At 66.9% G+C, this 13,377-nt stretch carries 14 protein-coding genes; 6 read left to right on the forward strand and 8 right to left on the reverse strand.

Features of this window, described 5'->3' with window-relative positions:
- Window positions 1-66 precede the first annotated feature (66 nt).
- The gene (locus tag AC1DKQ_RS00540; protein WP_476917935.1) at window positions 67-972 is read left to right on the forward strand and encodes a DMT family transporter; all 906 of its coding nucleotides are present in this window, start codon (window positions 67-69) and stop codon (window positions 970-972) included.
- Window positions 973-1,010: 38 nt separating this feature from the next.
- Here AC1DKQ_RS00540 and AC1DKQ_RS00545 read toward each other — a convergent pair whose 3' ends face one another.
- Window positions 1,011-1,775, reverse strand: a complete 765-nt coding sequence (locus AC1DKQ_RS00545) for a helix-turn-helix transcriptional regulator (protein ID WP_476882813.1) — start codon at window positions 1,773-1,775, stop codon at window positions 1,011-1,013.
- A 90-nt stretch (window positions 1,776-1,865) separates the two neighbouring features.
- Between AC1DKQ_RS00545 and AC1DKQ_RS00550 the strand changes: the two genes are divergently transcribed.
- The gene (locus AC1DKQ_RS00550) at window positions 1,866-2,300 is read left to right on the forward strand and encodes a hypothetical protein (protein ID WP_277522770.1); all 435 of its coding nucleotides are present in this window, start codon (window positions 1,866-1,868) and stop codon (window positions 2,298-2,300) included.
- A gap of 30 nt (window positions 2,301-2,330) precedes the next feature.
- Here the strand turns inward: AC1DKQ_RS00550 and AC1DKQ_RS00555 are convergent, their stop codons facing one another.
- Window positions 2,331-2,870 (reverse strand): diacylglycerol kinase family protein, encoded by a 540-nt coding sequence (locus AC1DKQ_RS00555; protein ID WP_476917936.1) that lies wholly within the window; start codon window positions 2,868-2,870, stop codon window positions 2,331-2,333.
- A gap of 141 nt (window positions 2,871-3,011) precedes the next feature.
- Here AC1DKQ_RS00555 and AC1DKQ_RS00560 point away from each other — a divergent pair, with 141 nt between their 5' ends.
- The 4 genes from AC1DKQ_RS00560 (at window position 3,012) to AC1DKQ_RS00575 (ending at window position 6,334) form a co-directional block, all read left to right on the forward strand.
- A complete protein-coding gene (locus tag AC1DKQ_RS00560; protein ID WP_476917937.1) occupies window positions 3,012-3,986 on the forward strand; it encodes a J domain-containing protein in 975 nt (324 codons plus the stop codon).
- Window positions 3,987-4,069: 83 nt separating this feature from the next.
- The gene (locus AC1DKQ_RS00565; RefSeq protein ID WP_377985450.1) at window positions 4,070-4,537 is read left to right on the forward strand and encodes a tRNA (cytidine(34)-2'-O)-methyltransferase; all 468 of its coding nucleotides are present in this window, start codon (window positions 4,070-4,072) and stop codon (window positions 4,535-4,537) included.
- A 293-nt stretch (window positions 4,538-4,830) separates the two neighbouring features.
- A complete protein-coding gene (gene sigK, locus AC1DKQ_RS00570) occupies window positions 4,831-5,436 on the forward strand; it encodes an ECF RNA polymerase sigma factor SigK (protein WP_476882810.1) in 606 nt (201 codons plus the stop codon).
- Window positions 5,437-5,446: 10 nt separating this feature from the next.
- On the forward strand, window positions 5,447-6,334 hold the full coding sequence (locus tag AC1DKQ_RS00575; RefSeq protein WP_476917938.1) for an anti-sigma factor: 888 nt from the start codon (window positions 5,447-5,449) through the stop codon (window positions 6,332-6,334).
- A 158-nt stretch (window positions 6,335-6,492) separates the two neighbouring features.
- Here AC1DKQ_RS00575 and AC1DKQ_RS00580 read toward each other — a convergent pair whose 3' ends face one another.
- The 6 genes from AC1DKQ_RS00580 to AC1DKQ_RS00605 all read right to left on the reverse strand — a co-directional run bounded on the left by AC1DKQ_RS00580 (window position 6,493) and on the right by AC1DKQ_RS00605 (window position 13,086).
- Window positions 6,493-7,887, reverse strand: coding sequence for a GntT/GntP/DsdX family permease (locus AC1DKQ_RS00580; RefSeq protein ID WP_476918168.1), 1,395 nt, complete (start codon window positions 7,885-7,887; stop codon window positions 6,493-6,495).
- A gap of 53 nt (window positions 7,888-7,940) precedes the next feature.
- On the reverse strand, window positions 7,941-8,471 hold the full coding sequence (locus AC1DKQ_RS00585; protein WP_476882808.1) for a gluconokinase: 531 nt from the start codon (window positions 8,469-8,471) through the stop codon (window positions 7,941-7,943).
- Between the two features lie 76 nt (window positions 8,472-8,547).
- Window positions 8,548-9,327 carry a PIG-L deacetylase family protein gene (locus AC1DKQ_RS00590; protein WP_476882807.1) on the reverse strand — a complete coding sequence of 260 codons (780 nt, stop codon included), beginning with the start codon at window positions 9,325-9,327 and terminating at the stop codon, window positions 8,548-8,550.
- Window positions 9,328-9,331: 4 nt separating this feature from the next.
- Window positions 9,332-10,285, reverse strand: a complete 954-nt coding sequence (locus tag AC1DKQ_RS00595) for an electron transfer flavoprotein subunit alpha/FixB family protein (RefSeq protein ID WP_476917939.1) — start codon at window positions 10,283-10,285, stop codon at window positions 9,332-9,334.
- Window positions 10,286-10,301: 16 nt separating this feature from the next.
- Window positions 10,302-11,114 carry an electron transfer flavoprotein subunit beta/FixA family protein gene (locus tag AC1DKQ_RS00600; RefSeq protein WP_476917940.1) on the reverse strand — a complete coding sequence of 271 codons (813 nt, stop codon included), beginning with the start codon at window positions 11,112-11,114 and terminating at the stop codon, window positions 10,302-10,304.
- 253 nt (window positions 11,115-11,367) lie between these two features.
- Window positions 11,368-13,086 carry a S1C family serine protease gene (locus tag AC1DKQ_RS00605; RefSeq protein WP_476917941.1) on the reverse strand — a complete coding sequence of 573 codons (1,719 nt, stop codon included), beginning with the start codon at window positions 13,084-13,086 and terminating at the stop codon, window positions 11,368-11,370.
- Window positions 13,087-13,377 lie beyond the last annotated feature (291 nt).

Here is a 13,377-nt window from a genome sequence, read left to right on the forward strand (position 1 = left end):
GCCAAGCTGCGGCGGGCGACGGGCGCAGGCACCCGGGAGGATACTCGACTGGTGTAGATTCGGGCGGTGAAAGCCTCCCTCTACCTTGTGCTGGCCACCTTGTTCTGGTCCGGCAATTACGTCGTCGGGCAGGCCGCCGTCGCCTCAATGTCCCCGCTGGAGCTGACCTTCTGGCGCTGGACCCTGGCCGCCGTGCCGCTGCTGCTCCTGGCCCACTTCGTTGAGAAGCCGGACTGGCGCGCTGTGCTGCGCCGCTGGCCCGCCCTCCTCCTGCTGAGCGTCCTGGGCATGAGCGGCTACACCCTGATGCTCTACAGCGCGCTCGGCTACACATCCGCGATGAACGCCTCCCTCATTACAGCCGCCAACCCGGCCCTGATTGTGGTCATGGCGATTGTCCTGCTCGGCGAGAGGACCACCCGGCTGGGCTGGCTCGGCATCTGCCTCGGCCTGCTGGGGGTGCTGCTCGTCCTGACCCAGGGTGAGCTGGCCCGTATATTCAGCTTCGCCATCAACACCGGCGAGCTCTTGATGATCGGTGCGATCATCGTCTGGGGCTTCTACACAATCATTGCCCGCCGGCTGAAGATGCCGGCCATCTCGGCCACGGCAGTACAGGTGGTGTTTGCGACCGTGACGCTGGCGCCCTTGGCCCTGGCCATGAACGTGCAGTTTCCGGACACCGCGGCCGAAGGCTGGTCACTGGCGTACATCGCCGTCTTCCCCTCCCTTTGTTCCTACCTCCTGTGGAATCTGGCGCTGAAGACCACTCCGCCGGGGACTGCGGGCAACTACCTCAACCTGATGGTGGTCTTTACTGCGATCATTACAGTGCTGCTGGGGACGCCACTGACTCCCGTTCAGATCGTGGGCGGCCTCATGGTGGTCGCCGGCGTCCTGCTGACCGGTCTCAAGGGCCAGCCCAGGCCCGCAGCGCCTGCCACCTCTTCGGAGGGGTCGCGGGGCCGGTAGCCGCGACGCCAGATTGGGCTGTCATGCAGGCAGGGCTGTTATGCAGGCAGGATGCGGGCACAGCACTGCCCGGGCTGCGCGCCCCCCTGCTCCCTGAGATCTTCGATGGCTAGCGCTTCGATCCGTCCCGGGGCTATCCCAAGGGCCGCGGAGGCCCCGCCCAGGAAGGCCCCGTTCATGGCACAGACCACGTCTGTGTGCCCGGCAGCGAGGCGATGGAACGGGCAGTTCATCAGCACCAGTCCCCCCGCGCCGTCGCCCGCGGGGCAGTAGCCTTGCCCCGTCAAGAAGTCCGCGAACGGGCCGGCGCCATCGGGACCGCCGGCGGTCTCCGCATCCCCGGCCCCGATGGCCCCCGCCGGCCCGGTTGCACGGGCTGCCGACTCAACCGCTGACTGACCCTTGGCGCGGGCGGCCCGGAGCAGGGCCTCCCGGGGCGATCCGCCGTCGCTGGTGGCATCCTCGATCGCGGAGACCAGCAACTCGGCGGCAAGATCGTAGTGGCGGTCCGGGACGGAGGCCGCCACCTCGTCCACGGCGGCCCGGTACAGCTTGGCGGGCCGGCCGGAACCGGGGCCCTCCCGCCCTCCAAGCTTGCGGAACTCCACCGCCAGCAGCCCGTCTTTCACGAGCCGGTCCAGATGGAATGAGACTGTGCTCCGCGCCAGGCCCAGAGCCTGGGCGGCATCGTCCCGGCCGACGGCGTCTGCCGCTGAGGCGACATAGTCAAACAGCATCCGGCGGTTCTCGTCGCCCAGGGACGCGACCGCCGCAAGCCGGCGATTCCACGGAAGTTTGGTCATGAAACAAGAATATCTCTAAAAACAAGAATCATTGCTTAATCCTCAGGTGCATTCTAAAATCAAGTTATCCATTTTTAGAAGGAGCATGCCATGAAAGTTTCCCCATCCCTCGCCACTCCCGCTCAGCAGCTCGCGGCGGACCCGCACCGCCAGGCGTTCCTCTTGTTGCGGACCGTTTTTACGGTCGCGCCGATCCTGTTCGGCCTCGACAAGTTCACGAATCTGCTGACCGACTGGACCATGTACCTGGCCCCCGTGGTCACTTCGGTTATCCCGCTGCCGGCCCAGACCATCATGTACATCGTTGGCGTGGTGGAAATCATCGCCGGCGTCATGGTGGCGTTGCGCCCGCGCTTCGGATCGGCGCTCGTGGCCGCCTGGCTGCTGGGCATCATCATCAACCTGATCGTCCTCGGCGGCTTCTACGACGTCGCGCTGCGTGACTTCGGCCTGCTCGTGGGTGCCCTGGCACTGAACAGGCTGTCCCCGCGCAAGGCCGCGCCGGCCGCCACGCCAAGCCGCTAAGGCGCCAAGCCCGGCCGCTATGCCGGGCCGCTACGCCAGAACACAGGCGGCGTGCGGAACGACCTCGATGGTCATCGGGAGCGCCCCGATCCGCTCGCCGTCGGCGTAGGCCACGATGTTGCTGGCCGCCAGTTCCACGGTGCTGACCCGGCGAAGCTGCACGGCGGGGTGGCCCACGTCCTTGCCGGCCCGGAACGAGGCCAGTTCCCGAAGCATGGCTAGCTGGTACCGGATCTTGCCGCGCGGCCAGCGCCAGCCATTGGCCCGCTCATTGACGGCGGCATCGAACCCGGCGGAGACGACGCCCGCGAACCAGCGGGAGGTTCCTCCCGCGGTGATCTTGCCGGTATTGAACCCGAGGTGGATCGTGCCGTCCCCGCCCACCACCACCAGTGCATCCACGCCCGATTCCAGCGCGTTTCCAACCGCCTGCGCGAGCCCGGCATAACTGTCCGCACACAGCAGCAGGACCTCCGCACCGGCCGCGCGGAAGCGTCCCGCCACTTCCTTCCCGGTGTGCCGCGCACGGCCAAAGGACGCGCGCGGGTTGACGGCGACGGCGATCAGCATGCGCGCAGTTATGCCAGTGGCCGGGAACCATCCCGGTACGCGCGGTCGTTGTTCTCTCAGCCGGTTAAACTGGGCCTGCCGGGCGCCCACGAACGGCCCGGCATTCTCAACGCCGGCACCTTCGATGAAAAGGATCTCTGTTTGACGAAGGGCAGCAGCTCGCATTACCAGGTCCTAGGGATCCCCGTGACGGCGACGGAGAAGGACATTAAAGTGGCGTACCGCAAGGCCGCCCGGCTCGCCCACCCGGATCACGGCGGCGATCCTGCAGCGTTCCGACGTGTCACCCTCGCGTACGAGACTCTCATCGACGCTAAGCGACGCGCGGACTATGACCGCTCCTACGGCAGCGCCGATTCCTCTCCCGCCGGCGACGAGGGCGCCCACTTCGACGCCCCGGCCGCGGGCAGCCGGGCCTCAGCCAACGTGCGCCGCCCGAACACGCCGCGGAATACGGCTGCCGACCCGCCCGTCTACGTTCCCCCGTTCGAGCAATTTGGCGACGGGACAGCGGTGCCGCTGATCCCTGTCGGTGTGGCCCGGCAACAGGTCCACGGCATGCCCCGCAAGCGCGGGATCTTCGGCGCCGAGGCGCGGATCCAACGCGAGATGCGAACCGTGCAGCTCATCAGCAGGCAGATCCTGACCACCATTCCGGCCGCGCGCCTCGTCAACGGGCTGCAGTCTCCCGCGGACAACAGCCACATCGACCACGCGGTCCTTGCCGGGTACCGGCTCGCAATCATCGGGTCCATGCTGCTGCCGCCGGGCGCCTATGCCTGGAACGGCAGCACGTTGACCCACGGCAACCGTTCCGTCGCCCCGCCCCAACTAGGCCACGTCGTACGCCGGATGCAGGACATTTTTCCCGAGCTCAATGTCACCGGCTGGATTGTTATCCACAGCACGGACGGCAACCTGCACCAACCGGTCATCGACCGGCACCGCCGCGCACCCGGCGGCCAGGGCAGCGGGTACGGGGAAAATTCGGGGCTTGTCGAGGTAGTCAACGCCGCAGGCCTGGCCCGCGGCCTCAAGCAGTTCCTCGGCTCGGGACCGGCCCCCAACACCGTCAACGTGCCCGTGCTGGCCCGGCTGCTGCGCGGAATGCACTAGGTTCCGCCCCAGTTCCTCCCCGCCCGTCTCCAAGGCGGACGGCCACGGCGCACCCGACGCCGGCGGCTCGCTAGGATGGAATGGTGTTCCGCATCCTCTTCCACACCCCCGAAATCCCCGGCAATACGGGAAACGCCATCAGGCTGGCAGCCATCACGGGCGCCGAGCTTCACCTGGTGGAGCCCTTGGGCTTTGATTTTTCCGACGCCAAGCTCCGGCGGGCGGGCCTGGACTACCACGACCTCGCCGTCGTGACCGTCCACCCGGACATCGACGCAGCCTGGGCGGCGCTGGAGCCGGAACGGGTATTTGCCTTCACCTCCGACGGCGAAACCACGTACACAGACATCCAGTACCGCGCCGGCGACGTCCTGCTGTTTGGTCCTGAATCCGTGGGTTTGCCCGAGGAACTCAAGCACAGTCCCCGGGTGACGTCCCGCGTCCGCCTGCCGATGCTGCCCTCCCTCCGGTCGCTTAACCTGGCCAACGCGGCGTCCATCGCCGTCTATGAGGCCTGGCGCCAGAACGGGTTCGCGGGGGCCAAGCTGTAGCCGTTCCGGCGCCTACCGCCGGCAGGACCTCCGGATGCCCACCAGGGAGCCCGCGGCAAAGAATCCCGCAAGTCGCGCCCATCCGGGTTCCGGGCTGCGCCGAATCACTACTGGAGGCGGGCACACGAAACCGTCGACTCAGCGTTATGGGAGACACGGAAGGGAGCGGGAATAAACGGGTGAGGACAATGCATCTGGATAGACATCCTGCCCATGAGGCAGGGGCTGGCCCTTGGCCGCCTGCCGCAGCTCCTGGCCCACGTCCGCCGGCAGGCGGCTTATGCTTGGGAGTGATGGATACTCCGAATGCCCCGAACCCCGAGGCCGCCGCTCCCACGCGTACCTCAGCCGACATCAACGTCCGGCTCGGCAGCCTGCTGGAACTTATTGCCCACGGCGACCAGGCGGCGTTCGCGGAGTTTTACAGCCTCACCTCGAGGCGCGTCTTCGGCATGGCACGCCGGGTCCTGATCGATACCGAACTCAGCGAGGACACCACCCAGGAAGTCTTCCTGCAGGTCTGGCAGAACGCGGCCAAGTTCAATCCCGCGGCCGGCAGCCCGCTCGCCTGGCTCATGACTATCTCGCACCGCCGCGCCGTCGACAAAGTCAGGTCCTCGCAGTCCGCCACTGACCGCGAAGCCAGATACGGGGCCAGCAGCCAGGAGATCGACCACGACTCCGTCTCGGACGAGGTGGGCAGCCGGCTTGAAGCCGAGGCAGTTGTCCGGTGCCTGGAGACGCTGACCGATACGCAACAGGAGTCCGTGCGGCTGGCATACTACGGCGGCCTCACCTACCGGGAAGTGGCCGAGCGGCTCAATGCCGCGGTTCCTACCATCAAGTCCCGCATCCGCGACGGACTCATCCGATTGAAGACCTGCTTGGGGGTGAGCTGAATTGACCGACATGAACCCACATGAGAACGACAACCGCCTCCCCGGCGGCTTCACAGCCGAGATCGCCACCGACCTGGCTTCCGGCCGCGTGGTGGACCTTGCCGAGGTCTATGCCCTCAATGCCGTGGACGACGCCGAACGCGCCGCGATCGAGCAGTTCCTCGCCACCGCACCGGCAGCAGACCGGGATGCCTTCAACGAACGCGTCCGGCAGGCCAGGGAGACCCTGGCCACCAGCTTCACCGCCGAGGAAGAGCCACCGCCCGGGCTGCTGGACCGGATCATGTCATCACTGCCGGCGCAGACGGCACAGCCGGCCCCCGCCGCAGCGCCCCTCCCCGGCACGGGTCCGCAAACGACGCCTGCGATGCCGCATCCGGTGCGCGACAACTCCGGAATGGCTGCCACCGACGAGCTCGGTGCGGCCCGCAAGCGCAGGGAAGAACGCCGCCGCCCGCAGGGCATGCGGAACTGGCTTGTCGGCGTCGCCGCAGCAGCCGTGATCGCCCTGGGCGGCGTCGGCGTGGGCGCCTACGTGGCAAACCAGAACGATCCCCTGAACCAGGTACTGCAGGCCAGCGACGTCCGCCAGGCCACCGTGGACGTCAACGGCGGCGGCACGGCCACGGTGTCGATTTCCCAGTCCAGGAACGCCGCCGTCGTCAGGATGAACGGCGTACCTGCTCCGCCCGCGGGCAAGGTCTACCAGATGTGGCTGATCCCGAAGGACGGCTCGGCCCCGGTGTCGCAGGGCCTCATGGACGCTGAAGCCCTGTCCAAGCCCGCGGTGGTCAAGGGCATCGGCTCCGCCGCCGCCCTTGGCATCACCGTGGAACCCGCAGGGGGATCCGCGAAACCAACCCTGCCCACCGTCGCCGCTGCGCCGCTGGACGCCTGACCGGCCATCGGTACCAGCCCCAGGGCACAGGCGTCGTACAGACAAAAAGCCGCCCGGGCCGTCGTCTCTTCCGGAGAAGGAGCAACGGCCCGGGCGGCTTGCTGCGTTTACGGCAGCTTGTCTACCGCAACTCGATTACGGCAGCTTGTATGGCGCAGCTAAATGACGAGCGAGAGCAGCATGAGCAGGCCGAAGCTCACCACGGAAATCAGCGTCTCCATAACGGACCAGGTCTTGAACGTCTGGCCCACGGTCAATCCGAACAGCTCCTTGACGAGCCAGAAGCCGGCGTCGTTTACATGTGAGAAGAACAGCGAGCCGGCGCCGATGACCAAGGCCAGCAAGGCGGCGTGCGTCGGCGTCAGCGAGCTGGCCAGCGGAGCCACGATGCCGGCGGCCGTCACGGTGGCGACGGTGGCCGAGCCTGTTGCCAGGCGCAGGGCAACGGCCACAATGAAGCCGAGCACGAGGACGGACATGTTCGTCCCCTCGGCCCAGGCCTTCACGGAGTCCCCCACGCCGGCGCCAATGAGCGTCTGCTTGAAGCCGCCGCCCGCGCCGACGATCAGCAGGATCCCGGCAATCGGGCCGAGGCTGGCGCTGATTTTTTTCGTGATCAAGGCTCCGTTGAGCCCCACGGCGTAGCCAAAGGTCACCATAGCCAGCAGCACGGCCAGCGTCATGGCCACGAGCGGCTGGCCGACGAAGTCGAAGAACATCCGAATGGCCGGGGCCGTCTTGGGGTCGGGCCAGATGATGTCCACGACCGCCCTGAGGAGCATGAGCACCACCGGGAAGAGAATGGTCAGCAGTGTGACGAGGAAGCTCGGGGGCCGCTTAACACCCTCCAGATCCGCGCCGTGCACGGTGTCGACGCCGCCGGCAACGGCGGGGGCGCCCACCGGCACCCACCGGGCCGCGAGGCGTGAGAACAGCGGACCACAGATGATCACCGTGGGGATGGCAACCAGGATGCCGAGGGCCAGAGTGGTGCCCAAGTCAGCTTTGAGTGCGCTGATCGCGATCAGCGGTCCGGGGTGCGGGGGCACCAGGCCATGCAGCACGGACAGGCCGGCCAGTGCCGGGATGGCGATGCGCATGAGCGGCATCTTCGAGCGCTGGGTGACCAGGACGATCACCGGCAGCAGCAGGACGAGCCCGATCTCAAAGAACATCGGCAGGCCGATGATCACGGCAACGAGGGTGATGGACCAGACCAGCTTGTTTCCGGTGGCCTTGGCCAGGAGGGTGTCGACCACCCGGTTGGCGCCGCCGGAGTCGGCGAGCAGCTTGCCCAGCATCGCGCCGAGCGCGACCAGCAGGCCGACTTCCTTCAGGACGCCGCCCACACCGTCTTCGAAGTTGGCGATCACCTTCGCCGGTTCCACGCCAGCGGCGAGGCCGACGAAACCGGACCCCAGAATCAGGGCCAGGAAGGGGTGGAACTTGAACTTGGCGATCAGTACTACGAGCAGGGCGATGCCCAGGCCGGCGATGATCAGTAGTTGGGTGTTGACGCCGGATCCGCCATCAACGGCAGCAGGAAGCTGCATTGCTATCAGAGATTTCACAAAATTCCTTGGTCCGCGCCAGAACGCGGGTAGGCTCAGGGCCTGGGGTTGGCGGCGTCGAGGCTAAGTCGGGTGATGATTTCCTGTGCTTCTTCCGCCGGTGTGGCGGAGACGGACAGGGAAATGAAGTTTTCGCCCGCCGTGGGCGCTTCGAGTGCGTCGAACTGTGACTCCAGCAGCGACTGGGGCATGTAGTGCCCGTGCCGGGAGGCCAGCCGGTCGGAGATCTTGTCACGTGATCCCTCGAGGAACACGAACACCACCCCTTCGCCGCGCAGGATGTCCCGGTACCGCTTCTTCAGCGCCGAACAGGTCACGACGCCGGGGGTCCCGGCCTCCGTGTGGGCCCGGATCCAGTCCGCAATGGTTTCCAGCCAAGGCCACCGGTCCTCATCGGTCAGCGGCTCTCCTGCGTGCATCTTCGCCACGTTTGCTTCCGGGTGGAGGTCGTCGCCTTCGGCAAGATCCCAGCCCAGCCGGCCGGCCAGCAGCCCGGCCACGGTTGATTTGCCGGAGCCGGAGACGCCCATGATTACAAGTACGGGGTGTTGCGCAGTCTTCGCCATCAAAGTCTGCCTTCCATCAAATAAATATGATTTAAACAGATGCAAGCATAAGGCAGAGACTGTGGTGCGGGCAACACTAGAAGCCGGCGATGGTTCCCGGGCCGTTGACTGCTACGACATGGAAGGCCTCGGCGCTGCGCCCGGCCGGTAGTCCGGCCCGTGCTCCCGTGCTGAGCATGAGCCCGCGGACTGTGCGCTCCATGGCCTCAACGTCGGGATGCTGGCTGACGTGGATATGGACGGCGGCCAGCTTGCTCTCGACGTGGTCCGTGACGTCCGTAAAGTGGTTCTCGCGCTCCTCCGGTCCGGCGAACAGCCACAGCCAAGGCAGCTTGTACGCCTCAAGCCCGGACTCGGCCAGCTCCGGGTAGGCGAACGGGTTTTCCAGCGCGGGATACACGGCACGGGTGACGGCCTCCCCCACAGCCAGGTGGTCCGGATGGCTCTTCTGGATCCGGTTCCAGTTGCGTTCCGGGTGCATGGAGAGCACGACGTCGGGCCGGAGCTGCCGGATCAGGCGCACCACCTCGCGCATCACCTCGTGCGAGGGTTCGAGGTAGCCGTCACGCTGGTGCAGGTAATGGATGTCCGTGACGCCGACCAGGGCGGCGGCGCGCTGCTGCTCCGCAACACGCAGCCGTACGATTTCGTCGCGCTGGGCGGGATCAAAGCCGCCGGCGTCGCCGTCGGTCATGATGCAGTAGCTGACCTGGACTCCTGCGGCGGTCCAGGCTGCCACGGTGCCGGCGGCACCGAAGTCGATGTCGTCGGGGTGGGCCGTGAAACAAAGCACCCGTTCGATCCGGGAGCTCCCAGGGTCGAACGGGCTTTGCGCCGGAACGGCGTTGGTGCTCATTCAGTCAGCCTTTGCGCTTCTTGATTTCCGCGGTTGCCTGCGGCAGGACCTGGAAGAGGTCGCCCACAACGCCGAAGTCCGCGATCTCGAAAACCGGCGATTCGGCGTCCTTGTTTACGGCCACGACCACCTTGGCGGTCTGCATGCCGGCCTTCTGCTGGATGGCTCCGGAAATCCCCGCAGAGATGTAGAGCTGCGGCGAGACGGTCTTGCCGGTCTGGCCGATCTGCGCGTCGTGGCCGATCCAGCCGGCGTCCGTGGCGGCCCGCGAGGCGCCGATGGCCGCACCCAGGGCGTCGGCGAGTTCCTCCAGCGGACCAAAGTTGCCGTCCACGCCGCGGCCGCCGGCGACGACGATCCGCGCCTCGGTCAGATCGGGGCGCCCACTTTCGGGCTTTTCTCTGCGTGCCGTGACCCGGGCGGAGGCGGCGGTGGCCGTCTCCGGGACCGCGATCGTCACGGCCTCCGGTGCCGTGCCGGTGACGGCAGGCTCGGGCGTGATGCTGTTGGGCTTGACGGTGAGAACGGCCACGGGCGTCGTGGCCTTCGCCGTGGTGGTGTAGGAGCCGGCCAGCACGGACTTGTGCGCCGTACCGTCGGGGTCCACGGTCACGACGTCGGTGATGACACCGGCGCCGAGCTTGATGCTGAGCCGGGCGGCGATTTCTTTGCTCTCGGCCGAGTTCTCGGTCAGGACCACGGTGGCACCGGACGTCTGGACCGCGGCGGCCAGGTAGGACGCCTTGGGGCCCACAAGATAGTCGTCGAGGTCGGCCGCAGACGGCCGGTAGAGTGCCTGGACGCCGTACGCGGCAAGGTCCGCAGCGGCGTCGTCGTGCAGTTCGCCATTGAAGGCGACGGCCGGTTCGCCGAGGGAGCGGGCGATGGTGAGCAGTTCCAGGCTCGGCTTTTTCAGCGCTTGGCCGGGGTTGTCGATGAAAACGAGTACTTTTGCCATGTTCGGATAATCCCCTTTAGAGCAGCTTCTGGGCAGCCAGGAACTCAACCAGCTGGATGCCGGCGTCGCCTTCGTCGGTGATGATGGTGCCGGCCGTGCGCGGCGGGCGGACCTCTGCGGTCTCGACGGCGGTCCAGGAACCTGTCTTGCCCACTTGGGCCGGGTCGACGCCGATGTCGGCAAGGCTCAAGGTGGTGATGGTTTTCTTCTTCGCCGCCATGATGCCCTTGAAGTTCGGGTACCGCGGATCATTGATCTGGTCGGTGACGGAAACGACGGCCGGCAGTTCGGCCTCAATGGTGTCCGCGTGGGTGTCGCCGTCGCGGCGGGCGGTGAGCTTGCCGGCGTCGAGCTCCAGCGACGCGGTAAAAGTTACCTGTGGGAGCCCCAGACGTTCGGCGAGCTGTGCCGGGACCAGCGAGGTCTCACCGTCTGTGGAGGCCATACCGGTGAGGATGAGGTCCGCCGGGGCGTCCGCGCCCAGGTGGCGGATCGCGGCGGCCAGTGCCAGCGAGGTGGCTGCGGCATCGGATCCGGCCAGGGCCTCGTCGCTGAGGTGCACGCCTTCAGAAGCTCCGATCTGGAGGGATTTCTTCACTGCGTTGACGGCCCCGGCCGGCCCCATGCTCAGGGCGATGACCTTGTTGCCGGCCGCTTCCCCACCGCGGGCCTCGCTCAGCTGCAGGGCAGCTTCCAGGGCATACTCATCCAGTTCGGACAGGATGCTCTCGGAGCGGTCCACGGTGTTGGCCTCACCAGTGAGGTGCCGGTCGAACTGCGCATCCGGGACGTGCTTGACCAGCACAATGATTTTTAGAGTTTCTTCCACTGTGTCTACAGCAGCCTTCCATGCGGGTGGACAGCCGCCCCTGGCGGGGTCTTGGCCACGGAACACCCGGTAGCCGGGCTGTTCCTAGCTAACCATATAGCCGGCGGGCAGCGCGGCCTCGGTTAACGCCTGTGTCAGCGCCCCGCCCGGTCCCGGGAATCTTCGGCAGGAGCCGGACACGGAAAGGCCGGGCCGCACCGATTGGTGCCGCCCGGCCATCCTAACTACTGCACTGCTTATTACTGCTCGGCTTCTACTGCTCGGCCGCAGCGCCGAGGGTCACGTCGAAGTCCTTCAGCTGGCCGCCGCGCAGGACCGTCACCTTGACCGTGCCCCCGGCGGGCTGTTCGCGCACTGCCGCGGTCAGCTGGTTGGGATCGCTGATGGTCAGTTTCTGGAACTTCGTCACCACGTCGCCCACCTTGATGCCGGCCTTGTCAGCGGCCGATCCGGACTCGACAGTTGCGACCTCGGCGCCCACCGAGAACCCGGAGGAGGACGAACCGGCGGCCTTGGGCTTCACGCTGACGCCGAACTGCCCGTGGGTGGCTTTGCCGCCGCTGATGATCTCCTGGGCCACGCGCTTGGCGTTGTTGATGGGGATGCTGAAGCCCACGCCAATGTTGCCGCTGCTGCTTCCGGTGGCTGAGTCGCCGCCTGCGGAGGCGATCGCGACGTTCACGCCGATGACTTCACCCTTGGTGTCCACCAGGGCGCCACCGGAGTTGCCCGGGTTGATGGCCGCGTCAGTCTGGATGACGTTGATCGAAATGGACCCCTGGTCCGCGGTGTTCGGGGTCGCGCCACCGCCCGGAGGCGCGAACTGGAAGCCCTGGTCCCCGCCCTGGGAGTTATCCGCGCCGTTCTTCGGCGCAGCCGAGGACGCCACGCTGATGGTCCGGTTCAGGGTCGAGACGATGCCGTCAGTGACTGTGCCGGTGAGTCCCAGCGGCGACCCGATGGCGACGGCGGTATCGCCGACGTTCAGCTTGCCCGAGTCTCCCAGCGTTGCCGGGACCAGTCCCGAGGGGTTGTCGATCTTGATCACGGCGAGATCGGACAGCGGGTCGGTACCGACGATCTTCGCGGAGTAGACCTTGCCGTCACTCGTCCGGACCTCCATGGTGGCGTTCGCGGTTTTACCGTCGAGAGTGACCACGTGGGTGTTGGTCAGCACGTGGCCCTCGGCGTCGAGGATGATCCCGCTGCCGGTACCGCCGTCGCTGCCGCTGGTTGCCTTGATGGTCACCACGCTGGGGGAAGCCTTGAGGGCGGCGGCGGTGATGGCGTTGACGGCGTCCCTGTTGTTGACGATCACCGGACCGGCCTGGGTGGTGTCGCTCGTGGCGGCAGCGGAGGAGCGGTCCAACAACAGCGCGTTGCTGCCAGCGACCACGCCGCCGCCGATCAGGCCGGCCGCCACGATGCTGGCCACGAGGGTTGGGACACCAAACGCCGCCTTGCGCTTAGGGGCGTGCGCCGGGTTGTTCGCGAAGCCCGGGCCCGGTCCATAGGACGGACCCGCCGCCGGATGGCCGCCGGGGTTGGCGCCGTAAGGGCCGCCGTAGTGAGACTGGCCGTACTGCGCCTGGCCTGGCTGGGCCTGACCATAGGGCGGATGGGAGGGCTGGGCGGGTTGGCCCTGGCCGGCCTGGGAGAACGCACCGTACTGACTGGTGTGCTGGGCGGGCGCGCCGAGCTGCTGGGTGTCCGCGGCGGAGGGCTGCTGCTGGTACACCGGACGCGGTGCTCCGTCCTCGGCGCGGTCCAGCCGGAGGGTCGGGTTCTCGGGCGCAGGGCTTCCAGGTGCTGGGCTTCCCGCTGCTGGCTGTGAGGGTGCCGGGTTGCCGGACGCCGCCTCGGGCGCGTTTACGGCATGCGTCTGTTCCGGCGAGCCCGCCTGCTGCCCCGCCGGTTCCCGGTTCTGTTGCGTCGGCTCCGGTGACGCACCCGGCACTGGGTTCTCAGTCATGAGACTTCCTTTCATCCTCGTCTGCCTATAACTATGGACGCTCAGGCTGACACTAGAGCGGACATTTGCTGGGAGGTTCCTGAACGGATAGTTTGCGGCCTCCGGGCCTGTATTTCCCAGTTTAGGCGCGTTTCGCTGGTGGCATATTCCCCTAGGTGGACTGCCATTTGGGTGCACCATAGAATCAAATGGAAATGCCACAGCGACCTGCGGCGCTTTACATCTGCGTGGGGGCGCTGCTGCATTCTGTGACGGCTGGTTCGACCGAACCGGTCCCAGAAGTGCTGAAGG

The sequence above is a fragment of the Arthrobacter sp. 05L421 genome (assembly GCF_056397785.1).